21 protein-coding genes and 1 tRNA gene are annotated in these 21836 nt (G+C 71.7%); 11 read left to right on the top strand and 11 right to left on the bottom strand.

What is annotated here, in order from left to right:
• The first annotated feature begins 56 nt into the window (after window positions 1-56).
• Together Q9R28_RS06195 and Q9R28_RS06190 are read left to right on the top strand one after the other, a co-directional pair.
• On the top strand, window positions 57-500 hold the full coding sequence (locus Q9R28_RS06195; RefSeq protein WP_066651206.1) for an Hsp20/alpha crystallin family protein: 444 nt from the start codon (window positions 57-59) through the stop codon (window positions 498-500).
• A 14-nt stretch (window positions 501-514) separates the two neighbouring features.
• Window positions 515-829 (top strand): hypothetical protein, encoded by a 315-nt coding sequence (locus Q9R28_RS06190; protein ID WP_066651202.1) that lies wholly within the window; start codon window positions 515-517, stop codon window positions 827-829.
• Window positions 830-934: 105 nt separating this feature from the next.
• On the opposite strand, the gene Q9R28_RS06185 is transcribed toward Q9R28_RS06190, so the two are convergent.
• Window positions 935-1816: a manganese catalase family protein gene (locus Q9R28_RS06185; RefSeq protein WP_209684732.1), complete on the bottom strand. Its 882-nt coding sequence runs from the start codon at window positions 1814-1816 to the stop codon at window positions 935-937.
• 201 nt (window positions 1817-2017) lie between these two features.
• Here Q9R28_RS06185 and Q9R28_RS06180 point away from each other — a divergent pair, with 201 nt between their 5' ends.
• From Q9R28_RS06180 to Q9R28_RS06170, 3 genes are all read left to right on the top strand, one after another.
• Window positions 2018-2701 (top strand): SDR family oxidoreductase, encoded by a 684-nt coding sequence (locus Q9R28_RS06180; protein WP_066651198.1) that lies wholly within the window; start codon window positions 2018-2020, stop codon window positions 2699-2701.
• A gap of 206 nt (window positions 2702-2907) precedes the next feature.
• Complete coding sequence (locus tag Q9R28_RS06175) at window positions 2908-4251, top strand: sensor histidine kinase (protein WP_251161086.1); 1344 nt, start codon at window positions 2908-2910, stop codon at window positions 4249-4251.
• The gene (locus tag Q9R28_RS06170) at window positions 4248-4919 is read left to right on the top strand and encodes a response regulator transcription factor (RefSeq protein ID WP_066651190.1); all 672 of its coding nucleotides are present in this window, start codon (window positions 4248-4250) and stop codon (window positions 4917-4919) included. Before Q9R28_RS06175 ends, Q9R28_RS06170 begins: the two co-directional genes overlap by 4 nt.
• A gap of 12 nt (window positions 4920-4931) precedes the next feature.
• Here the strand turns inward: Q9R28_RS06170 and Q9R28_RS06165 are convergent, their stop codons facing one another.
• From Q9R28_RS06165 to Q9R28_RS06120, 10 genes are all read right to left on the bottom strand, one after another.
• Entirely contained in the window at window positions 4932-5693 is a 762-nt protein-coding gene (locus Q9R28_RS06165) for a triose-phosphate isomerase family protein (RefSeq protein ID WP_311205682.1), read from the bottom strand.
• Window positions 5690-6193 (bottom strand): ribose-5-phosphate isomerase, encoded by a 504-nt coding sequence (locus tag Q9R28_RS06160; protein ID WP_311205681.1) that lies wholly within the window; start codon window positions 6191-6193, stop codon window positions 5690-5692. Before Q9R28_RS06160 ends, Q9R28_RS06165 begins: the two co-directional genes overlap by 4 nt.
• On the bottom strand, window positions 6190-7923 hold the full coding sequence (locus tag Q9R28_RS06155; RefSeq protein WP_311205680.1) for a dihydroxyacetone kinase family protein: 1734 nt from the start codon (window positions 7921-7923) through the stop codon (window positions 6190-6192). The genes Q9R28_RS06160 and Q9R28_RS06155 overlap by 4 nt, the downstream gene beginning before the upstream one ends.
• A complete protein-coding gene (locus tag Q9R28_RS06150; RefSeq protein ID WP_311205679.1) occupies window positions 7920-9308 on the bottom strand; it encodes an MFS transporter in 1389 nt (462 codons plus the stop codon). Before Q9R28_RS06150 ends, Q9R28_RS06155 begins: the two co-directional genes overlap by 4 nt.
• Window positions 9309-9381: 73 nt before the next feature.
• The gene (locus Q9R28_RS06145) at window positions 9382-10143 is read right to left on the bottom strand and encodes an SDR family NAD(P)-dependent oxidoreductase (RefSeq protein WP_311205678.1); all 762 of its coding nucleotides are present in this window, start codon (window positions 10141-10143) and stop codon (window positions 9382-9384) included.
• 11 nt (window positions 10144-10154) lie between these two features.
• Window positions 10155-11108 carry a 3-hydroxyacyl-CoA dehydrogenase family protein gene (locus tag Q9R28_RS06140; RefSeq protein ID WP_209684749.1) on the bottom strand — a complete coding sequence of 318 codons (954 nt, stop codon included), beginning with the start codon at window positions 11106-11108 and terminating at the stop codon, window positions 10155-10157.
• Window positions 11105-12103: a sugar phosphate isomerase/epimerase gene (locus Q9R28_RS06135; RefSeq protein ID WP_311205677.1), complete on the bottom strand. Its 999-nt coding sequence runs from the start codon at window positions 12101-12103 to the stop codon at window positions 11105-11107. The genes Q9R28_RS06140 and Q9R28_RS06135 overlap by 4 nt, the downstream gene beginning before the upstream one ends.
• A gap of 90 nt (window positions 12104-12193) precedes the next feature.
• Window positions 12194-12910, bottom strand: a complete 717-nt coding sequence (locus tag Q9R28_RS06130; RefSeq protein ID WP_209684753.1) for a GntR family transcriptional regulator — start codon at window positions 12908-12910, stop codon at window positions 12194-12196.
• Window positions 12911-13004: 94 nt separating this feature from the next.
• Window positions 13005-14000, bottom strand: a complete 996-nt coding sequence (locus tag Q9R28_RS06125; RefSeq protein WP_251154390.1) for a matrixin family metalloprotease — start codon at window positions 13998-14000, stop codon at window positions 13005-13007.
• A 272-nt stretch (window positions 14001-14272) separates the two neighbouring features.
• Window positions 14273-14359 (bottom strand) — tRNA-Leu (locus Q9R28_RS06120).
• A 110-nt stretch (window positions 14360-14469) separates the two neighbouring features.
• On the opposite strand from Q9R28_RS06120, the gene Q9R28_RS06115 reads away from it, so the two are divergent.
• Genes Q9R28_RS06115 through Q9R28_RS06090 form a run of 6 tightly spaced genes read left to right on the top strand, consistent with a single transcriptional unit; the run spans window position 14470 to window position 21732 of the window.
• Window positions 14470-15150 carry a DUF3662 and FHA domain-containing protein gene (locus tag Q9R28_RS06115; protein ID WP_066651163.1) on the top strand — a complete coding sequence of 227 codons (681 nt, stop codon included), beginning with the start codon at window positions 14470-14472 and terminating at the stop codon, window positions 15148-15150.
• Window positions 15147-15716, top strand: a complete 570-nt coding sequence (locus tag Q9R28_RS06110; RefSeq protein WP_251154391.1) for an FHA domain-containing protein — start codon at window positions 15147-15149, stop codon at window positions 15714-15716. Before Q9R28_RS06115 ends, Q9R28_RS06110 begins: the two co-directional genes overlap by 4 nt.
• 7 nt (window positions 15717-15723) lie before the next feature.
• Window positions 15724-17109, top strand: a complete 1386-nt coding sequence (locus Q9R28_RS06105; protein WP_311205676.1) for a Stp1/IreP family PP2C-type Ser/Thr phosphatase — start codon at window positions 15724-15726, stop codon at window positions 17107-17109.
• A complete protein-coding gene (locus Q9R28_RS06100; protein ID WP_311205675.1) occupies window positions 17106-18554 on the top strand; it encodes an FtsW/RodA/SpoVE family cell cycle protein in 1449 nt (482 codons plus the stop codon). Before Q9R28_RS06105 ends, Q9R28_RS06100 begins: the two co-directional genes overlap by 4 nt.
• On the top strand, window positions 18551-20005 hold the full coding sequence (locus Q9R28_RS06095; RefSeq protein WP_066651145.1) for a penicillin-binding protein 2: 1455 nt from the start codon (window positions 18551-18553) through the stop codon (window positions 20003-20005). The genes Q9R28_RS06100 and Q9R28_RS06095 overlap by 4 nt, the downstream gene beginning before the upstream one ends.
• On the top strand, window positions 20002-21732 hold the full coding sequence (locus tag Q9R28_RS06090) for a protein kinase domain-containing protein (protein ID WP_066651142.1): 1731 nt from the start codon (window positions 20002-20004) through the stop codon (window positions 21730-21732). The genes Q9R28_RS06095 and Q9R28_RS06090 overlap by 4 nt, the downstream gene beginning before the upstream one ends.
• Window positions 21733-21836: the final 104 nt, after the last annotated feature.

The following is a 21836-nucleotide window of genomic DNA, read 5'->3' as shown; positions in this document are numbered from 1 at the left end:
AGAACATGACGCAGTTGAGTCGAAGGGACTCAACAAGGACGAAGGAGTTGATCTCGATGACGATGCAGTTCGACCCGTTCCGCGAGCTCGACCGACTCGCCGGCTCCCTGCTCGGTGCCGGCGCCGGTGCTCCCCGCTCGATGCCGATGGACCTGTACCGGACCGGCGACCACTACGTCCTCGACGTCGACCTGCCGGGCATCGACCCCGGATCGGTGGACGTGGACGTCGACGGCTCGGTGCTCACCATCCGCGCCGAGCGCACGCTCGGTGCCCCCGAGGGTTCGCAGTGGCTGACCCGCGAGCGCCAGCCGGGCACGTTCGTCCGGCAGCTGACGCTCGGCGACCACCTCGACACCGCGCGCATCAGTGCCGCCTACGACAACGGCGTGCTGAGCGTCACGATCCCGGTCAAGGAGTCCGCGAAGCCCCGGAAGATCGACGTCACCACCGGTGGTGGGGCGCAGCAGCTCGCGGTCGGCAGCGGTTCCACCGAGTAGTCCGGGGGCGTGCGGTGACGACGATCATCAACGCCTTCCTCGCCGTCGCGGTCGTGACGGGAGCGCTGGTCGCGACGAGCCTGGACCGTCGGGTGGCCGTGCTCCTCGGCGCGGCCGGCAGCACGGCGGGGAACTTCCTCACCTGGCTGGTCGCGCCCGGCGCGTGGGCACAGGTCCCGCTCGTCCCCTGGCTCGCCGCGGTTGCCGGCACGGTCGCGCTCATCGCACTCTGGAGCGCGACGCGCCTCTGGTCCGGCATCTTCGAGCCACCGCGCGCACCGCGCGACGACGACACCGCCGCGCTGGCGACGGTGGGCGTGGAGTCGTGACGGCGTGACCACGTGACGGACGGGAGGCGCGGTACCGGCTGGCACCGCGCCTCCCGTCCGTCTCCCGGTCGCGTCGGGTGGTGAGGCCGCGCGACCGGCGGACCGTCACTCCTTGTTGAGCTTGTCCTGCACGAGCCCGGCGGTCTTCTCGACCACGTTCGGCAGCTCCGTCGTGCCGTAGAACCGCACGTCCGGGTGCGTGGGCGGCGGCATCGGCACCGACGACGTGGGGCCGTCGTGGTACGAGTACTCGCCCTTGCCGTCGAACGACGGGCCGCTCGCCCAGGGGCCGTCGCCGGCCTCCTTGCCGTCCGAGAAGTTGAGGTACTGGTAGCTGAACTCGGTGTGCTCCTTCGACTGCGGGAAGTTGCTCGGCACCGGGAAGCCCTCGACGCCCTGCTCGCGGAGCTCGGCTGCGGCGGTCGCCCACATGTTCTGGTGCATGGTGTCGCGGGCGATGAGGAACGAGAGCAGGTCCCGCACGCCGTGGTCGTCGGTCATGTGGTAGAGCCGTGCTGCCTGGACACGGCCCTGCATCTCGGCGTTCTCGTTGGCCGTGAAGTCCGCGAGCAGGTTGCCCGACGCGGTGATGTAGGAACCCTGCCAGGGGTTGCCGTTGCTGTCGACCGGACGGGCGCCTGCACCCGCGACGATGGCGTGCTGCACGTCGGTGCCGCCGACGATCGCGGCCACGGTCGGGTCGTCCTGCAGCGCGTCCTCGGTGATGCCGAGCGGGCTCTTCTCGAGCAGCTGCGCGATCATCGTCGCGAGCATCTCGACGTGGCCCATCTCCTCGGCCCCGATGCCGAACACCATGTCGCGGTACTTGCCCGGGATGTGCATGTTCCACGCCTGGAACTGGTACTGCAGGGCGACGGAGATCTCGCCGTACTGACCCCCGAGCACCTCCTGCAGCTTGCGCGCGTACACCGCGTCGGGCTTGTCGGGGGTGGCCTTGAACTGGAGCTCCTGCTTGTGGAAGTACAACTCGTTCTCCTGTCTCGATGGTCGTCACGTCGTCGTGGTGCACGGCGGCGCGGCGGGTCCGTCGTCGTGGCCGACGCTCCGCTCGGATGACTGGGCGGGCGTTCGGGGTGGACGGATCGCGCGGGTCCGTTGGCCGGATCGCGCGGACGACGTCCTGCTGCCCCCGGTCCGAGCGCGGGTGATCGGCCTAGCGTGTGGCGCATGGACCTCGAACTCACCGGCCGTGTCGCCCTCGTCGTCGGCGGACGGGGGTACATCGGCTCCGTCGTCGCCGAGACCCTGCGTCGCGAGGGCGCCCGGGTCGTCGTCGCGTCGCGGAACGCCGACGGGGACGACGCCGTGGCGATGGACACCGCGTCGCAGGAGTCGGTGGACGCCGGGGTCGCCCGTGTCCTCGACCAGCACGGACGCATCGACGTCCTCGTCGTCACCGCCGCGCCGGCGGCCGGGACCCTCGACCCGGAGCGTGCGTCGGACCCCGAGCAGGTCGCCGCGGCGATCGACGGCAAGGCACTGGGCTTCCTCCGGGTCGCGAACGCCGTGCTGCCCGTGCAGCGCGAGGCGGGCTTCGGCCGCGTCGTGGTGGTGAGCGGGCAGAACGCCTACCTGTCCGGCAACGTCACGACCTCGCTCCGGAACGCGGCGACGAGCATCATCGCGGGGAACCTGGCCGACCAGTCCGTCGGCACGGGGGTCACCGTGAACGTGGTGAACCCCGGTGCGGTGACGGACGAGCCCGCCAGGACGGTGCAGCCCGGGGCCGGTGGCGAGTCCAGCCCGCAGCAGATCGCCGACCTCGTTGCGTTCCTGTCGTCCCCGCGCTCGGTCGTCAGCGGGGAGTCGGTGTCGATCGGGCACCGCGTGCTGGGACAACTGACGATCTGACGGGTTCGTCCTGCAGGACGACCCCGTTCGTCCCTCCGCACGATGCCCGACGACCTGGTCGACCGACAGGCTCGGTGGCATGGAGAGCTCGACCAAGCACGTGATCGCCACCCTCGCCACCTGCGCGGCGATCATCGTCGTCACCGCGGTGGCCCTCGTCGCGATGTCCCCCGTGCCGTGAGCCCGCGTCGTGCGATGATCGAGCCGTGACGGACCGGCGCACGTTCCTCCGGCCGATGCGGACCCGGTCGGTCGTCGTCGACCTCCTCTGGGCGGGCCTCGCCGCGCTGGTGTCCGCCGCCCCGATCGACGTCGAGCTCGAGCACGCCAGCCCCCTCGCCGTCGCGATCGCCACCGTCGCCATCGCCGTCCGCCGCCTCTCGCCGAGCGCGGCGATGACCGCGACCGTCGCCCTGGGCGCGGTGCAGGTGGCCGGCGGCGAGCGACCGTCGTTGGTCGACCTCGCCATCGCCGTCGTCATCGGCACCGTCGCCGTCGTCGGGACGCGGTTCGAGGCCGTGCTGGCCGGTCTGCTCGCCGTGGTCGCCGGGGCTTCGGCGTCGATGTACCTCTCCACGACCGGTTACCGCTACGCACTGCTGCTGAACGGGCCGCGTGACCAGGTCGTCCTCGTCCTGGCCGCCCCGGCACTCGTCCTGCTCTCCTTCTGGGCGGCTGGTCTCGCCGGTCGGGCGATCCGGTCACAGAACGCCGAGGCCGTCCGGCGTGCCGACGCCGAGGCGGCCGCCAGCCGGGCGGAGGCCGTGGCCAACCGTGCCGAGGCCGTGGCCACGCGCGCGGTCGACGAGGCCGAGGCGGAACGCATCCGTGCGGACATCGCCCGCGACGTGCACGACGTCGTCGGCCACTCGCTCGCGGTCATCATCGCGCAGGCGGACTCGGTGCCCTTCCTCGACGACGAGGCGCGGATCCGCGAGGTCAGCGCCACCATCGCCAGCACCGCCCGGAGCTCCCTGGTCGAGGTGCGACAGGTCCTCGGGCACATCGACGGGTCGGACACCGCGAGCGACCCGACGTCCTTCGAGGAGATCGTCCGCGGCATCCGCGACGCCGGGGTGGACGTCGAGCACGCCGTGCGCGGTGTCGCCCGACCGCTCGGCGCGGTGCACGGCACGGCTGCCCGCCGGGTCCTGCAGGAGATGCTCACGAACGCCCTCCGGCACGGGGCACCGGGCGGTGCCGTCGAGGTCCGGGAGACCTGGCGGTCCGCCGACCTCGTGCTCGAGGTGGAGAACGCCGTCCCGTCGGACGCGCTGCCGGTCGGGCCCGGGCTCGGGCTCGAGGAACTCGCCGCGGCGGCCACCGGCGGCGTCCCCGTCCGCGCGACCGCGACCGCGACCGCAGGACAGCCGACCGCGACCGCCGAGCAGCCGACGGTCACGTCGACCCGTGGCTCCGGCCGGGGCCTGACCGGCATGCAGACCCGACTGACCACGATCGGCGGGTCGTTCGACGCCGCCGTGCTGGACGCCGTGTTCGTCGCGCGCGCCCGCATCCCGTTCGACGTCCGAGGGGGGACGACCCGATGACCGACCCGATCCGCATCCTGCTCACCGACGACCAGGCGCTCTTCCGGGCGGGCCTGCGCGTGGTGCTCGACGCGCAGCCCGACATGCAGGTGGTGGGCGAGGCCTCGGACGGCGCCGAGGCCCTCGACCGCGTCCGGGAGCTGCGGCCCGACGTCGTCCTGCTCGACATGCGCATGGCCGGGATGGACGGCGTCGAGACGGTGCGCCAGCTGTTCTCCGGCGCTGTCCCGGGGCCGCTCCCCCGCGTGGTGGTGCTCACGACGTTCGGCCTCGACCCCGCTGCCGCCACCGCGATCCGGCTCGGTGCGAGCGGGTTCCTGCTCAAGGACACGACACCGCCGTTCCTGTTCGCCGCGGTGCGGGCCGTGCACGAGGGCAGCTCGGTGATCGCCCCGAACGACCTGTCGCAGCTGTTCGGCGCCGATGTCGACCGAGCCCCTGCTCCCCAGCCCGAGGCGTTCCAGACCCTGACGGACCGGGAGCGCATCGTCTTCGGGTGGGCGTCCCGAGGGCTCTCGAACGCCGAGATCGCGGCGAAGGAGTTCGTCACCGAGTCGACCGTCAAGTCGCAGATCTCGAGCATCCTCGGCAAGCTCGAGCTCCGCGACCGGGTGCAGCTCGTGGTCTACGCGCACGACCACGGCCTGGCGGGCGCCCGGGAGGGGTGACCGGCGGCCCGGTCAGGAGGCCAGGGCCGCCGCCTCGTCGAGCACCGCACCGACCGCCGCGGGTTCGTGCGCGAAGCGCCCGAGGAACACTCCGCCGATCCGTCCGCGTCCCCGGGTGAGCAGCCCCGGTCCGGCGCTGCCGCCGTAGACCACCCGCGACCCGGCGAACGCCGGCCGGGCCGCCAGGGACTGCTCGATCCCCTCGAGGACCCCGACGACGTGCTCGTGCGGCGCCGGCTCGGCGGCGCCGATCGCCCACACGGGCTCGTACGCCACGGTGACCCGTCCGGTCGTCCCGGCCTCCGCGGCCACCGCCAGCGCCCGGTCGAGCTGCCCGGTGACCTCCGCCACGGCGTCCGCACGGGAGGCGCGGACAGCCTCACCGACGCACACCAGCGGTTCGAGGTGGTGCCGGAAGGCCGCGTGCACCTTGCGCGCGACGACGTCGTCCGTCTCGTGGAACCGGGAGCGCCGCTCGGCGTGCCCGATCTCGACGAGGTCGACGCCGATCTCGCGGAGCTCGGCGCCGGACACCTCGCCGGTGGACGCGCCCTCGTCCGACGCCGACAGGTCCTGCGCGGCGAGCCGGATGCCCGACCCGGCGAGCAGCTCGCGCACCGGGACGAGCGCGGGGAAGGTCGGCGCGACGAAGAGCTCCACCGCGCCGGAGGCGACCGCGGGGTGCCGCCGGGCGATGTCCGCCACCGCGCTCGCCCACGAGAGCGTCTGCGCGTGCGAGAAGTACATCTTCAGCGACACCCCGACGATCGTCATGCGCCCGGGTCCGTCCCGTCCCCAGGGGCGTCGGTACCGACCGGCGCGGAGCCGTCGTACTCGCAGATCGCGGCGACCTTCTCGGCGCTCGCGCTCGACGGGTCGAACGTGTACCCGAGCCACTCCTTCGCCATGCGCCGGGCGACCTCGACGCCGATCACGCGCTGGCCCATGCAGAGCACCTGGGCGTCGTTCGACAGCACCGACCGCTCGACGCTGAACGAGTCGTGCGCCGTGACGGCCCGGATGCCGGGCACCTTGTTCGCGCTGATCGCGACGCCGAGCCCGGTGCCGCAGACCAGGATCGCCCGGTCGGCCTCGCCGTCCGCGATCATCCGGGCGGCGTCGACGGCGACGTGCGGGTACGCCGTGTGGCCGTCCGCGTCCACGCCCACGTCGACCACGCTGGCCACGCGGTCGTCGGCCTCGAGGTCCCGCTTGATGACCTCCTTGTAGTCGAAGCCCGCGTCGTCCGAGCCCACCACCAGTCGTAGCGTCATGCTCCCGTTCCTTCCTCGTCGATCGTCGCCGTCAGGGTCTCGACGACGAGCGCGAAGGACACCGCGCCCGGGTCGGGGGTCCCGACGGCCTGTTCCGCGTGCGTCCGCGCGCGGCCCTTCCGCGGCAGCAGGTCCGCGCTCGCGTCCGCTGCCCGGCGGGCGGCGTCCACCGCCGTCCGCCACGCGGTGTCCAGGGCGTCGCCGGTGTCGAGCCGGCGCCGCAGCTCCTCGTCGAAGGGGACGAGGGCGTCCACCATCGTCTTGTCGCCGGGCACGGCCCCGAAGGCCAGCACCGCCTCGGTGGCGGCCCGCACCGCGTCCGCGACCGTCGCCGACGTCGGACGCGAGTCGTCCCCGACGACGCGACCCAGCGCCTCCAGGGCGGCGCCCCAGATCGCACCGGACGTCCCGCCTGCCCGGTCGGACCAGGCGTCCCCCGCGACCCGCAGGAGCGTCCCCGCTCCCGCACCCCGGGCGAGCGCGTCCGCGGCGGCGGTGTCCGCCGCGTGCGAGCCGCGCTGCATCCCGATGCCGTGGTCACCGTCCCCCGCGACCTGGTCGATGCGGCCCAGTTCGTCCGCGTGGTCGTCGAGCACCGCGCGCACGGCGCTGATGCCCGCTGCGATCCGACCGGCCGCGGCACGCGAGTCGTCGCTCGCCGGACCGATCACGATGCCCTCCTCGTCGGCGGCGACCACGTCCTCGGCCACCCGCTCCTGCTGGACCGCCCCGCCCTTGCGGAAGGCGGGCGTGTCCGCGGGTGCCGACCACAGCTCCTCGAGCTCGTCGTCGAGCCAGAACAGCGTCAGCGAGACCCCGGCCATGTCGAAGCTCGTGACGAGCTCGCCCACCTCCGGCTCCACGATCACGACACCGGCGTCCCGGAGCCGCCGCTGCACCGAGGCGTAGACGACGAAGAGCTCCTCGTACTTCACGCTGCCGAGCCCGTTGAGCACCGGGACCACCCGGGCGCCCTCGACCGTGACGCCCGCGGGCACCTCGTCGAGCAGCCGGTCGACGAGCAGTGCCGCCAGACCGTCGGCGCTCGGCACGTCGGTCTCGTCGATGCCGCGTTCGCCGTGGATGCCCATGCCGATCGCCATCCGTCCCTCGGGCACCTCGAACAGGGGCTCCTCGGCACCGGGGAGCGAGCAGCCCGAGAACGCGACGCCGAAGCTCCGGGTCCGGTCGTTCGCGCGGGCCGCCACGGCGGTGACGTCGTCGAGCGGGCGCCCCTGCTCGGCCGCGGCCCCGGCGACCTTGAACACGCAGAGGTCACCCGCGATCCCGCGCCGGTCGGCCTCGGCACCGGCCGGGGCGGACACGACGTCGTCGGTCACCCGGACCGTGCGGACGGGGATGCCCTCGTCCTCGAGCGTGCGGGCCGCGGCGTCGAAGTTCAGCACGTCGCCGGCGTAGTTGCCGTAGCTGAGCAGCACGCCGCCACCGTGCTCGGCGGCACGGCAGACCGCGGCGACCTGCTGCGCGGACGGGCTGGCGAACAGGTTCCCCATCGCCGCGCCTGCGGCCAGCCCGTGCCCGACGAGACCGCCGAACGCCGGGTAGTGGCCCGAACCACCGCCGATCACGACGGCGACCGTGCCGTCCGGACTGGTGGTCGCGCGGGCGACACCGCCGTGCACCCTGCGGACCCACCGCTCGTTCGCCGCGACGAAGCCGTCGGTGGCCTCGTCGGCGAAGGCCGCCGGGTCGTTGTACAACCGGGTCATCGCGTCGTCCCCTTCGTCGAGGTGGTGGCCACGTGCGAGGTGTCGAGCAGCTCGTCGGCCTTCGCGCCGCGGAAGAACCTGGTGCAGGAGATCATCACGGCGGCGACGAACGCCAGGACGCCGAGCGACACGATGCCGAAGGCCCCGCTGTCGGTCGGCACGGCCTCGTTGATCGCGGTGCGCATGATCGGGGCGACGAAGCCACCGAGGTTGCCGAGCGAGTTGATCAGGCCGATGCCCGCGGCCGCCGCCGCACCGGTGAGGAACGCCGTCGGGTAGGCCCAGGTGATCGGGCCGACCGCCAGGAAGCTCGCGACGGCGAGGGTGATGAACAGGATGCCGAGGACCGGCTGGCCGTTCGCACCCGCCCACGCCGACCCGAGGATCGACAGCCCGGTCGTGATGTAGAACATCGTCCCCCAGCGGCGGCGACGACCCACGGTGTCGGCCTTCGACCCGACGAGGTAGCAGGCGACCAGGCCGACGAGCCACGGGATCGCCGCGACGAGGCCGACCTGCCAGCCGACGTCCTGCCCGAGCAGTGACGACACCTGCTGCGGCAGGTAGAACGTCGTGCCGTACACGGCGACCTGCAGGCAGAAGTAGATGATCGTGAAGTACCAGACGCGGCCGCTCGCCATCGCCTTCCAGATGCCCTTCGGGCCGTCCTCGTTGCGGGCGGTGTCCTCACGGTCCATCGCCGCGGTGAGCGACTGCTTCTCCCCCGGTTCCAGCCACTTCGCCTGCTGCGGGCTGTTCGTCAGGAAGAACAGCGCCGCGACGCCGGCCAGCACCGCGAGGATGCCCTCGCCGAAGAACATGACCTGCCAGCCGTGGAACGGGGTGACCTGGTCACCGACGCTGATGAGCCCGCCGGACAGCGGTGCGCCGATCATCTGCGAGAACGGCTGCGCGAGGTAGAAGATCGCGAACATCCGCACGCGGACCTTGTTCGGGAACCACTCGGACAGGTACATGATCACGCCCGGGAACAGTCCCGCCTCGGTCACACCGAGCAGGAAGCGCAGGACGATGAACATCGTGTCGTTCGTCGTGAACGAGAACAGTGCGGCGACGATGCCCCACGTGACGGCGATCCGGGCGAGCCAGAAGCGCGCCCCGAAGCGCTTGAGCAGCAGGTTGGACGGGATCTCGAAGATCGCGTAGCCGATGAAGAAGATGCCGGCGCCGAGGGCGAAGGCCGCGTCGGAGATGTTCCGGTCGACGCTCAGGGCCTCCTCGGCGAAGCCGACGTTGGTGCGGTCGAGGAAGGCGACGAAGTACAGGATGACCAGCATCGGCATGAGGTGCTTGGTCGCCTTGGCGATCGCGGACCTCAGTGCCGGGTCGTGGGTGGACCCCAGGGCGGGGCTGCTTGCGGACACGAATCGCTCCTTCGCGATCATGAGTGGCCGTTCTGGTGGTCGGAGCCGTCGGCTCCGGTGCGTGCCGTCGGGTTCAGTGCATGTAGAGGCCGCCGTCGACGTTCAGGGTCTGACCCGTCACGAACCCGGCGTCGGCGCTGACGAGGTAGGCGACCGCGGCAGCGACGTCCCGCGGCGTGCCGATGCGCGGCAGGACACCGTCGGCAGCCATCTCGGCCTTGCGCTCCTCGGAGAGGGTGCCGCCCATGATGTCGGTGTCGATCGGGCCGGGCGCGATGGCGTTCACCGTCACGCCGTGCTGCCCGAGCTCCCGGGCCATCCCGCGGGTGAGGCCGATCACGCCCGCCTTCGCGACCGAGTACGGCGTCTTGCTGAACGTCCCGCCGCCGCGCTGCGCGGAGACCGACGACAGGTTGACGATGCGGCCGTACCCGTTCCGCACCATCGACTCGGCTGCCCGGAGACCGGCGAAGTGCACCCCGTCGAGGTTGATGCTCAGCACCCGGTGCCACTCCCCCTCGGGCAGGTCGAGGTAGGGGTGCGCCGAGGAGACACCCGCGAGGTTCACGAGTGCCGCGATCGGCGGGAGCCCGGCCTCGATGGTGTCGAAGGCGGCCCGGACGGCGGCCTCGTCGGCGACGTCCGCGCCCACGCCGACCGCCTGCACGCCGTGCTGCTCGCGGAGCTCGGCGGCGACGGCCTCGCTCGCCGCCTGGTCGAGGTCGACGATCCCCACGTTCCAGCCCTGCTCGGCCAGGTGGTGGGCGGTCGCACGGCCGATGCCGCGCGGCGACGCCGCGCCGGTGAGGACGACGGTCTGCTGCTCGTTGCGCATCGCGTGCTCCTTCAGTGGATCGGGGCCGGGCCGAGCTCGTCGAGGAGCTCCTGCATGGCGACGTAGGCCCTGTTCCGGTAGGCGACGAGCTCCGGCGTGCGGTCGGCGGGCACGTCGAGGTAGCCCGATCCGGTCTTCGTGCCGAGCTCGCCGGCGTCGACGTGCTGCTGCAGCGTCGGCGGGGTGGCGAAGCGCTCGGGCCAGCGGGTCTGCAGCGACTCGAAGCAGAACGCGTAGACGTCGAGTCCCGCCATGTCCGCGATCGCGAACGGGCCGAAGAAGGGCAGGCGGAACCCGAAGGTCGTCCGGACGATCGTGTCGATGTCGTCGGGGCTGGCGATGCCCTCGTCCGCGATCTTCGATGCTTCCTCGAACAGGGCGTACTGCAGGCGGTTCAGCACGAACCCGGTCGAGTCCTGCACCCGCGCGGACTGCTTGCCGGTCGCCGCGACGACTGCTTCGCCGACGGTGACGGCGTGCTCGCCGGTGGTGGGGTGCGGGATGAGCTCGACACCGGGGATGAACGGCGCCGGGTTCGAGAAGTGCACGCCGAGGAAGCGCTCCGGACCGGTGACGGCCTCGGCGAGGCTCTCGATGAGGATCGTCGACGTGTTCGAGCCGATGACGGCGTCGGGTCGGGCGGCGGCGCTGATCCGACGCAGGGTCTCGTGCTTGATCGCGAGCTTCTCGGGGACCGCCTCCTCGATGAAGTCGGCGTCCGCGACGGCGGCCTCGATCGACTCGGCGGCACTGAGGTGCGCGGTGACCCGCTCGACGGCGTCCTCCGGGAACAGGCCGTCGGCGACGAACTGGCCCGTCTCGCGGATCAGCCGCTCGAGGTTCTGCTGCGCGATCTCGGCCGAGACGTCGGCGATGCGGACGGTGTGACCGGCGAGGGCGAGGACCTGGGCGATCCCGCCGCCCATGTACCCGGACCCGACGACGGCGATGTCGAGGGTGCTCATCGGACTGCTCCTCCGTGCTTCGTGCCGATGCTCGTCGTGGCGAGCACCGACCGGATGTACTGCTGGTTGGTGGCGCAGACGCCGAGGCTGTCCCCGCCGTACTGCTCGGTCATGACGATCCCGCGGAAGCCGTCGGCGACCGCGTCCCGGAGGACCTGGCGGTAGTTGATGAGCCCGGTCTCCATCGTGCTCGGCGCACTCGTCGCCCAGCTGCCGTCGCCCGCCTCGTCGCGCGTGTAGTTCTTCACGTGCAGGTAGTTCGTGTGGGGCATCGTCTTCGCGAAGAGCTCCCGCCAGTCCTCGACCGGACGGTGCAGGCGGACGAGGTTCGCCACGTCGGCGTTGAGACCCACGGTGTCGAGCCCGATCTCCTCGACGAGGCGGACCGCGCTGTCGGCGGTGCCGAGGTAGGTGTCCTCGTACAGTTCGAGGGCCATCGGCAGGCCGACGCTCGCCGCGTGCTCCCCGAGTTCGCGGAGGCGACGGACGGCCGCGTCCCACACGTCGGGGTCCTCGGGGTCCTTCGGCCCGGGAGCCGTCCAGAACCAGAGCGCGCGCTGCTGGGCGTCCGAGAACGGCTGGTGCAGTCCGGTCGAGAACACCTGCATGCCCCACTCGGCCGCCGCGTCGATCGTGCGGTGGGCGTAGGCGAGGTTCTCCTCCTCGTGCCCGGGCTGGATCACGCTCCGACGCTGCAGGTGCACCGACGGGATCCCCACGCCGTGGGCCGCCGCGACCGCGAAGAGCTCGTCGCGCCGGGACCGTTCGAGGTCCGCGGGGCGGATGTGGCTGTCGGCCAGCTCGGCGAGCGAGAAGCCCGCTGCGGCGATCTGGGCGAACACGTCGTCCCACACCTCGACGGGGGCGTCGTGGAAGGTGGTGCCGTCCCGGCTGACCCGGTCGAAGCCGTGCAGGCAGACGGCGATCGGCCACGTCCGGTCGGTCCAGCTGTCCGGGTCCCAGTCCTGCTCGACCCAGTCCTGCGGTGTGCTCACGGAGTGCTCCCTTGCATCACACGGTTCATCCTTGAACCTCTTTCCTATAGGAAAGATACTCGCGCTGAGCCAGAGCGCAACCCCGTTCCGTCAGGCGGAGTGTGACGCGTCGGCCCGGGAGCGCACCCGCACCGCGTCGATGTGGTGCCGCATCGCCGCCACGGCCGTGGGCGCGTCCACGGCGAGGGCATCGAGGACCGCACGGTGCTCGGCGACCGCCCGCTCGGTGTCGTCGTCCCCGCCCTCGACGATCTGCCGCATGCGGTGCACCCGCGTCGTGATGATCGCGGACATCTCCTCGAGGAAGGGGTTCCTCGTCGCGTCGAACACGAGCTGGTGGAAACGCCAGTCGGAGCGGAAGAACCGGGCCATCAGCTCCTCGGACGCACGGCGGGCGCCGACCCGGGCGACCTCGGCGGCCACGGCCTCCTGCTCGGCGAGCGCCGCAGCGAGCCGCTCCCGCAGCACGGCCACGTCCCCGCGTGCCGCGAGCTCGACCGCCCCGCTCTCGACGATGAGCCGCGCGTCGAACAGCGCCTCGAGCTGGTCGCCGGCGAGCGGCGGCGCGACGCGGTACCCCTTGTTGGCCTCGCGCGTGACCAGGCCGGTCCGCTCGAGCTGCACGAGGGCCTCGCGCACCGGGGTCGGGGAGACGCCGAGCGTCCGGGCGAGACCGTCGATCGACAGGCGCATCCCGGGCTCGACGTCGTGCCCCATGAGCACCTCGAGCACCCGGTCGTACACGCGGTCGCGCAACCCGATCTGGGTGATCCGCGCGGAGCCGAAGCCCGGCATCGTGCTCGTCATGCGGTCGATCCTAGAGAGTGCAGGGTCCCGCGACCTGCGCGTCGGGCGGCGGCGGTGGCCGGTGCGCGCCGGCGCCGGGCACCGGTGGCGATCGTCAGTACCGGGCGTCGATGCCCAGGGCGTCCCCGAGCCCGAGACTGCGCTGGGCGACGTCGCACGGCGCGGCCGCGGGCTTCATGACGAGGGCCGACGAGGCTGCGGTGTGCCCGAGGCCGTACGCGTGCCCCCACTCGTGCGTCGCGACGCCGCGCAGGTCGTACCGGTTCCCGGAGCACGTCGCCGTCGACGACCACGCGTACCGGGTCGAGTAGCGCTGGTCCGCCTCGACCGCGATGCCGTCCTGCGACCACACGCACGTGGTCGCGAGCGTGCCCGCGGGCAGGGAGCCCCAGCCGGTGACGCTCCGACGGTCGGGGTCGCCGCAGCCCCCGGTGCTCGAGACCGCGGGGGTCCTCGCCGTCGTGCTGACCCAGGTGTTCGCGGCACTCGACGTGATCGAGCGCCCGCAGGTCCCGAGCCGTCCGCTCCACGCCGTCGCACCCGCACGGATCGCCACGCGGTCCGCCGCCTTCGCTCCCGTCGGGTTCGACCACCACCGGACGTCCCTCGTCCAGCGGTACGCCAGGAGCGTGTACGACCGGTCCGTGCAGCTCGAGGCGGCCGATCCGGTGCCGGTCGTGGCCGCACCCGCACCGGCGTCGTGCCCGGCGGCGACGCGGCCCTCACGCAGTGCGAGCACCCGCCGGACGGCAGCAGGGGCGCCGGACCAGCGCCCGTCGACCGCCACGGCGATGCCTGCCGCGCCGGTGTTCGTCACCGAGGCATCCCCGGGATCACCACCGGTCGTCGTCGCCACGGGCAGCGCGGTCACCGTCGTGCCGGCGTCGGGCACCGCGAAGACGCGACCGTCGGGGAGCACGACCGAGCCCGACGCGACGACGCAGCCACCGGACAGCTCGGCGACCGTGATCCGGTCACCGCGGCACGACGGCGCGGCGTGCGCGGGGGCGACCCCGACGCTGGTGGTGACGACCGCGACGAGCGCGGTCCCGAGTGCGACCACGGCAGCGGTCACGGACGACGTCCGCATGGGTCCTCCAGGAGCAGGCGCACCGGCACGACCCGGTACGACGCCGATCAGTGTGCGGAGAGCGGCAGCGACGGGGCAACCCCCAGAACGGGCAGGCCGGCGGTCGCCACGGGGTCGGTGGGCCGAACCGGTCGGCGCGCCGAGGCGGACCCGATCCGTGCGCGGCCGCGGCCGACGGACGGAGGTGGGACGAGCCTCCAGGCCGGTCGTGGGGAGCATCGGCGCCGGAACGCGGAACGGCCCCCGGATTCCTCCGGGGGCCGTTCCTCACCTGGTGCGCGAGGGGGGACTTGAACCCCCACGCCGTTTCCAGCACACGGACCTGAACCGTGCGCGTCTACCAATTCCGCCACTCGCGCCAGCCCGGCAACACTAGCACGCGACGGAGGGTGCCCGTGACCACGCACAGACGGGCACGAGCGCCACCCACTACCATGCAGTGGTCCCTGACCGACGAACACGGAGACACATGGGCCTCTTGGACAGCTTCGAGCGAGGGTTGGAGCGCGCCGTCAACGGCACCTTCGCGAAGACCTTCCGCTCCGGCGTGCAGCCCGTCGAGATCTCCAGCGCGCTGCGGCGGGAGCTCGACACGAAGGCCGCCGTGGTCTCCCGCGAGCGGATCCTCGTCCCGAACGAGTTCACGGTGCGCCTCGCGCCGCCGGACCACACGCGGATGAACGACATCGGGCGCCCGCTCATCGACGAGCTGTCGCAGATGGTGCAGCAGCACGCGGTGGCCCAGAACTACTCCTTCTCCGGACCGGTCTCGATCACGCTGCAGCAGGACGGCACGCTGTCCACCGGCATCCTGCAGGTCGACTCGTCGACGGTGCAGCGTGACGTGGCGTGGGTCGCCGTGCTCGACATCGGGTCGCAGCGCCACCGGCTGCACCGCGGCCGCACCGTGATCGGGCGCGGCACCGACGCGGACATCACCGTCGCCGACACCGGGACGAGTCGGAAGCACGTCGAGATCATCTGGGACGGCAAGCACGCGCAGGCCAACGACCTCGGGTCCACGAACGGGTCGAAGCTGAACGGCGAACGCTTCCAGCAGGCCATCGTCGAGCCGGACTCCACCATCGAGATCGGTCGTACCCGTATGGTGTTCCGGGTGATCCCGGAGAACGACGGAGGTGCGCGATGACCACGGGCCTGACCCTGCTCGTCCTGCGCTTCGCCTTCCTCGCGGTGCTGTGGCTGTTCGTGTTCGTCATCGTCTTCGCCCTGCGGAGCGACCTGTTCGGCCAACGTGTCCGCACCATCCCGACCGACCCGAAGGCCGGAGCGTCCGCACCGACGACGCCGACCGTGCCCGCCGCCGCAGCTCCTGCAGCCGCAGCGCCCGGCGCGTTCACGGAGCTGATCGGCCAACCCGCGGGCCCGACACAGCAGCAGTCCGGCTCCGCACCGCCGACCGGCGTCGCGACGCGCCTCGTCATCACCGAGGGCTCCCGCGAGGGCATGGAGATGCCCCTCGGCGGCGGTCCGATCACCATCGGACGCTCCAGCGAGTCGAACGTCGTCATCCGCGACGACTACACGTCGACCAACCACGCCCGCCTCGACCTCCGCGGCGAGGGCTGGGTCCTGTCCGACCTCGAGTCCACGAACGGCACGTTCGTCAACGGTCAGAAGGTGACCGGCCCCGTGACCATCGCGGAACGGACGCCGATCACGATCGGGACGACGACGTTCGAGCTGCGGCGGTAACCGGGACATGACGGCTCGCACGCTGAGCGCCGCTGTGTCCCACGTGGGGCGCATCCGCGCCAACAACCAGGACTCCGGCTACGCCGGCACGCACCTCTTCGCCGTCGCGGACGGCATGGGCGGCCACGCCGGCGGCGACGTCGCGTCCGCGATCGCCATCCGCCGCATCCGCGAGGTCGACCGCGAGTTCCCGTCCGCGCACGATGCCGAGTTCGCCCTGCAGTCCGCGCTCATCGCCGCGAACCAGCTCATCACCGAGACGGTGTTCGAGCACCAGGAACTCACCGGCATGGGCACCACCGTGTCCGCACTCATCCGGGTCGGCGAGCAGATCGCCATCGCGCACATCGGCGACTCCCGCATCTACCGCCTGCGCGACGGCGAGCTGCAGCAGATCACCTCCGACCACACCTTCGTGCAGCGCCTCGTCGACAGCGGTCGCATCACGCCGGAGGAAGCCGCCGTCCACCCCCGGCGCTCGGTGCTCATGCGCGTGCTCGGCGACGTCGACGCCGCCCCCGAGGTCGACACCGCCGTCATGGACATCCAGACCGGCGACCGCTGGCTGCTCTGCTCGGACGGTCTGTCGTCGTACCTGGCCGAGGAGCGGATCCGGCACGCGCTCGCGTCGACCATGGACGCGAACCAGGTGACGCAGCGCCTGGTCAAGGAGACGCTCGACCACGGTGCCCCGGACAACGTGACCGTCGTCGTGATGGACGTCACCGACACGGAACCCGAGGACGACGACGCCGCCGCCACCACGGTCGGTTCCGCCGCGGCACCCCTGACCTTCGAGGCGTCGACCGGTCGCAAGCCGATCCGCCTCCCCACGATCCTGCTCCACCCGCTCAAGGTGAGCGCCGTGCCGGAGGACTCCCACTTCGAGCCCGAGTCCGACCAGTACTTCGCCGAACTCATCGCCGAGGACCGCCGTCGCCGCATCCGGCGCCGCGTGGCCTGGTCGATCGCGCTCGTCGTCGCCGTCGCGGCCCTCGTGGGGGCGGTGTTCCTGGGCTGGCGGATCACGCAGGCGCACTACTACGTCGGCACCGACCGCGGCACGGTCGCCATCTACCAGGGCGTGCAGCAGTCGATCGGGCCGATCGCGCTGTCGGACGTCTACGAGGACACCGACATCTCGGTCACGTCGCTCCCGGACTACACGCGCGAGAACGTGCGGTCGACGATCAACGCGACCTCGCTCTCCGACGCGCGCGACATCGTGGACCGGCTGCGGAAGGCCGCCGAGACCGGCCAGGACCAGGCCGGCACGGGCGGCGATGCGGACTCGTCGCCGTCGCCCAGCCCGACCCGGACGGGGTCACCGTCGGACAGCGCCTCGCCGTCCGGCAGCGCCTCGCCGTCCGAGAGCCCGGGGGACGGCCGATGAGCGCCGCGACCGCGCAGTCCTTCACGCAGGCGATCACCATCAAGCTGCGCGAGCCGGCCCGCGCCCGGAACCTCGAGCTCGTGCTGCTCGTCATCGCGTGCGGCATCTGCGCCGGCGCGATGGTGCTCGTCCAGCTCGGCACCAAGGGCCGGATCTTCGACACCGGTGTGCTCTGGGTCGGCGGCGGGATCCTCGGCCTCGCGCTCGTCATGCACGTGGTGCTCCGCGTCGTCGCGAAGCACGCGGACCCGTTCGTGCTGCCCATCGCCCTGGTGCTCAACGGCATCGGCATCGCCGAGATCTACCGCATCGACGTCCACAACGGCCTGACCGGCTGGGACGCGATCGGCGTGAAGCAGATCGTCTGGACGATGCTCGCGATGGTCCTGGCGACGATCACCGTCGTCGCGGTCCGCAACCACCGCTTCCTGCAGCGCTACCGCTACATCTTCATGTTCGCGACGATCGCGCTGCTGCTCCTCCCGATGCTCCCCGGCATCGGGGAGAACGTCGGGGGCGCCCGTGTGTGGATCCGCGTCGGCCCGTTCTCGTTCCAGCCCGGCGAGCTCGCGAAGATCACGATGGCGCTGTTCTTCGCCGGGTACCTCGTCACCGCCCGGGACTCGCTGTCGATCGTCGGCAAGAAGTTCGCCGGCATGACGTTCCCGCGCGCTCGTGACCTCGGCCCGATCCTGGTGATGTGGGCGTCGGCCATGGCCGTCCTGGTGTTCCAGCGCGACCTCGGCACGGCGCTGCTCTACTTCGGCCTGTTCCTCGTGATGATCTACGTCGCGACCGCCCGGCTCGGCTGGGTCGTCATCGGGCTCGGGCTGTTCGTCGGCGGTGCCCTCGTCGCGCAGTCGGTCCTGGTCTACGTCCGTGGACGCTTCGAGCAGTGGCTCGACCCGTTCGACCAGGCGATCTTCGACCGACAGACCCAGGGCAGCTACCAGCTCGTCCAGGGCCTGTTCGGCTTCGCGAACGGCGGGATCACCGGCACCGGCCTCGGTCAGGGCCGTCCGTACATCACGCCCGTCGCCAACGCGGACTACATCGTCGCGTCGCTCGGCGAGGAACTCGGGCTGATCGGTGTCTTCGCGATCCTCGCCCTGTTCATCGTGCTGGCGTCGCGGGGCCTCCGCGTGGCCTTCATGGCGCAGGACGACTTCGGCAAGCTGCTCGGTGTCGGCTTCGGCTTCATCATCGCCCTGCAGGTCTTCGTCGTCGTCGGCGGCATAACCCGGATCATCCCGGTGACCGGTCTGACCACACCCTTCATGGCCGCGGGTGGCTCGTCGCTCATCGCGAACTGGATCATCGCGGCGATGCTGCTGCGACTGACCGACTCGATCCCCGCAGAACAGCGCGTCCAGCAGGGCGCGGTCCCCGCCGCCCGTGGCCGTTCCGGACGCGGTGCGACGACCAGGAAGGAGCGCACCCGGTGAACCGACAGCTCCGCGGCGTCTCGACCGTCATCGTGCTCATGTTCGTCGCGCTCTTCGTGTCGACGACCTCGATCCAGTTCTTCGCCGCCGACACCCTGCGTGCCGACTCGCGGAACTCCCGCACGATCCTGGACAGCTACTCGACCAAGCGCGGCGCGATCCTGGTCGACGGCAGCCCGATCGCCGAGTCGACCCCCTCGGACGACCAGTACCAGTACCAGCGCAAGTACACGAACGGTGCGCTGTACTCCGCCGTGACCGGCTACTTCACGATCGGCCAGGGCAACACGGGCATCGAGAGCGCCGAGAACGCCGTGCTCTCCGGCAACTCCGACGCGTCGTTCTTCCAGAACCTCAACGCGATCCTCACCGGTCAGGACGTCCAGGGCGACAACGTCAACCTCACCATCGACCCGGACGTGCAGCAGGCCGCGTACGACGCACTCGGCGAGAACAGCGGTGCGGTCGTCGCGATCCAGCCCAGCACGGGCAAGATCCTGGCGATGGTGTCGAAGCCGGCGTACGACCCGAACGCCCTGACCTCGCACGACACCGCGCAGGTCAAGCAGCAGTACGACGCCCTGCTGCAGCAGACCCCGACCCCGCTGCAGAACCGGGCGATCGGCGGCGACCTGTACACGCCGGGCTCCGTCTTCAAGCTCGTCGTGGCCTCCGCCGCGCTCAAGGACGGCAAGTACTCGCTCGACTCCGAGTTCCCGAACCCGTCGCGCCTGCAGCTGCCGGGCACCAGCTCGTACATCAACAACGCCGAGGGCGGCTCCTGCGGCGGCGGCGACACGGTGAAGCTCCGGACGGCGATCCAGTTCTCGTGCAACATCCCGTTCGCCGAGCTCGGCCAGAAGCTCGGGTACGACACGATCAAGTCCGTCGCGGACGAGTACGGCTTCGGTGACGCGATCGAGGTCCCGATGCGCGCCACCGCGAGCCAGTACCCCGACGTCGACTCGACCGCCCAGCTCATGCTGAGCGCGTTCGGGCAGGCCAGCGTGCGCGTCTCGCCGCTGCAGATGGCGATGGTGTCGGCGGGCATCGCGAACGGCGGCAAGGTCATGCAGCCCTCGCTCGTCGACTCGATCACCACGAGCGACCTGAAGACCGTCGAGTCGTTCTCGCCGAAGCAGTACAGCGACCCCCTGTCCGGCTCCGAGGCCGCCGACCTGACCGAGGCGATGCAGAGCGTCGTGAGCGGCGGGACCGGCACCAATGCCAAGATCGACGGAGTCGACGTCGCCGGCAAGACGGGTACGGCGGAAGGCGGTACGGGTGATCCGTACACGCTGTGGTTCACGGGGTTCGCCCCGGCGAAGAACCCGGAGGTGGCCGTCGCGGTCGTCGTCGGGAACGGCGGCGGACTCGGGCAGTCCGGCGTCGGCAACACGGTCGCGGCCCCGGTCGCGAAGAAGGTCATGGAGGCGGTGCTGAACAAATGAGACCCACCAGCGGACTCACCTTCGGTGGGCGGTACCAGCTCTCCTCGCGGGTCGCGATCGGCGGCATGGGTGAGGTGTGGCAGGCGACCGACCTCGTCATCGGCCGGACCGTCGCACTCAAGATCCTCAAGGACGAGTACCTCGGCGACCCGGGCTTCCTCGAGCGCTTCCGCGCGGAGGCGCGCCACGCTGCCCTCGTCAACCACGAGGGGATCGCCAACGTCTTCGACTACGGCGAGGAGGACGGCAGCGCGTACCTGGTGATGGAGCTCGTCCCGGGCGAGGCCCTGTCCACCATGATCGAGCGGGAGCACACGCTGCCGGTCGACAAGGTGCTCGACATCGTCGCCCAGACGGCGAACGCCCTGCAGGCCGCCCACGCCGTCGGCCTGGTGCACCGCGACATCAAGCCCGGGAACCTGCTCATCACGCCCGACGGCCGTGTGAAGATCACCGACTTCGGCATCGCGCGCATCGCCGACCAGGTCCCGCTCACCGCGACGGGCCAGGTGATGGGCACCGTCCAGTACCTGTCCCCGGAACAGGCGAGCGGCCACCCGGCATCGCCGTCGACCGACATCTACTCGCTCGGCATCGTCGCGTACGAGTGCCTGGCCGGGCGTCGTCCGTTCACCGGCGAGTCCCAGGTCGCGATCGCGATGGCGCACATCAACGAGCAGCCGCCCGCGCTGCCCGGCGACGTGCCCGAGCCGGTCTCGGCACTCGTGCTGTCCTGCATCGCCAAGAAGCCGGCGGACCGTCCGGCGACCGCGGCGAACCTGGCCCGCGCGTCCCAGGCGCTGCGGCGCGGGGACGTCGCCGCAGCGACCGTCGCCGTCCCTGCAGTCGGCGGCGCGGGCACCGTCGCGTTCAACCCGCCGCAGCGTCCGGGCAACGACGCGGCGACCGCGCTCATCGGCACGCAGGCCGGAGCCGTCGCCGGCCCTCCCGGCACGCCGCGGTCACCGGCAGCGCCGGAGGACGAGGAACCGACCAAGAAGCGCGCCTGGATCTGGTGGCTCGTCGGGGTCCTCGCGGTGCTCGTCATCGGTGGGGTCATCGCGGCCTTCGCGCTCGGCGGCTCCGACGACCCGGACCCCGCACCGACGTCGGCCTCGGCCGCGCCGACCAGGTCGACGCCGACACCGACACCGACCACGGCACGGGTGTTCCTGAACAAGAGCGACTACGTCGGCCGCAGCGCCGACGAGGTCCGGAACGAGCTCCAGGGCCGCGGCTTCGAGGTCACCGTGCAGGACGGCAGCCCCGCGCCGACGGCAGAGCAGGCCGGCACCGTCGCAGACCTCACCCCGACGGGCAGCGTCGTCGAGGGCACCCTCGTCACGCTCACCCAGTACACGACCCCGCCGACGGCCAACAAGCCGAACACCCCGACCGCGGGGACGGTGTCCGAGTCCGGCCAGGTCACCTTCAGCTGGTCGGGCGCGACGTGCCCCGACGGCTACGACGTGTCGAAGTACACGTGGACGGTCACGGGCGGCAAGGACGCCTCGGGAGCCACCTCCGGGGACACCAGCTCGACGGCCGTCACCATCCAGGCGGACGCCGTGAACGACGAGGTGTCCTTCACCTACACGGTCACGTGCGGCTCGCTCGCTGCCTCCGAGTCCTCGGACGCCGCGACGGCGACGTGGGAACAGGCCGAGGACCCGACGCCCTCGGGCACCCCGACCCCGACCCCGACGGGCCCGCAGGACGCCAACTGATCGTCACCCGAACGGGGGCTGTCGACACCGTTGTGTAACGGTTCGTCGGCAGCCCCCGTCGTCAGCGTTCGGGCAGGAACCCCTGCCGTACACTTGCCCGGACG

This window comes from Curtobacterium sp. BRD11, from assembly GCF_031844345.1.
In the GTDB taxonomy this organism is placed as follows: domain Bacteria; phylum Actinomycetota; class Actinomycetes; order Actinomycetales; family Microbacteriaceae; genus Curtobacterium.
Note: the sequence above shows the minus strand (reverse complement) of the source record. Positions and strands in the feature narration are given on the sequence as shown.

Excerpts from the sequence above, each read along its gene's own strand:
- Q9R28_RS06195 (WP_066651206.1), top strand. The coding sequence starts at position 57 with ATGACGATGCAGTTCGACCCGTTCCGCGAGCTCGACCGACTCGCCGGC.
- Q9R28_RS06180 (WP_066651198.1), top strand. The coding sequence starts at position 2,018 with ATGGACCTCGAACTCACCGGCCGTGTCGCCCTCGTCGTCGGCGGACGG.
- Q9R28_RS06170 (WP_066651190.1), top strand. The coding sequence starts at position 4,248 with ATGACCGACCCGATCCGCATCCTGCTCACCGACGACCAGGCGCTCTTC.
- Q9R28_RS06165 (WP_311205682.1), bottom strand. The coding sequence starts at position 5,693 with ATGACGATCGTCGGGGTGTCGCTGAAGATGTACTTCTCGCACGCGCAG.
- Q9R28_RS06160 (WP_311205681.1), bottom strand. The coding sequence starts at position 6,193 with ATGACGCTACGACTGGTGGTGGGCTCGGACGACGCGGGCTTCGACTAC.
- Q9R28_RS06155 (WP_311205680.1), bottom strand. The coding sequence starts at position 7,923 with ATGACCCGGTTGTACAACGACCCGGCGGCCTTCGCCGACGAGGCCACC.
- Q9R28_RS06145 (WP_311205678.1), bottom strand. The coding sequence starts at position 10,143 with ATGCGCAACGAGCAGCAGACCGTCGTCCTCACCGGCGCGGCGTCGCCG.
- Q9R28_RS06140 (WP_209684749.1), bottom strand. The coding sequence starts at position 11,108 with ATGAGCACCCTCGACATCGCCGTCGTCGGGTCCGGGTACATGGGCGGC.
- Q9R28_RS06130 (WP_209684753.1), bottom strand. The coding sequence starts at position 12,910 with ATGACGAGCACGATGCCGGGCTTCGGCTCCGCGCGGATCACCCAGATC.
- Q9R28_RS06125 (WP_251154390.1), bottom strand. The coding sequence starts at position 14,000 with ATGCGGACGTCGTCCGTGACCGCTGCCGTGGTCGCACTCGGGACCGCG.
- Q9R28_RS06115 (WP_066651163.1), top strand. The coding sequence starts at position 14,470 with ATGGGCCTCTTGGACAGCTTCGAGCGAGGGTTGGAGCGCGCCGTCAAC.
- Q9R28_RS06110 (WP_251154391.1), top strand. The coding sequence starts at position 15,147 with ATGACCACGGGCCTGACCCTGCTCGTCCTGCGCTTCGCCTTCCTCGCG.
- Q9R28_RS06105 (WP_311205676.1), top strand. The coding sequence starts at position 15,724 with ATGACGGCTCGCACGCTGAGCGCCGCTGTGTCCCACGTGGGGCGCATC.
- Q9R28_RS06100 (WP_311205675.1), top strand. The coding sequence starts at position 17,106 with ATGAGCGCCGCGACCGCGCAGTCCTTCACGCAGGCGATCACCATCAAG.
- Q9R28_RS06090 (WP_066651142.1), top strand. The coding sequence starts at position 20,002 with ATGAGACCCACCAGCGGACTCACCTTCGGTGGGCGGTACCAGCTCTCC.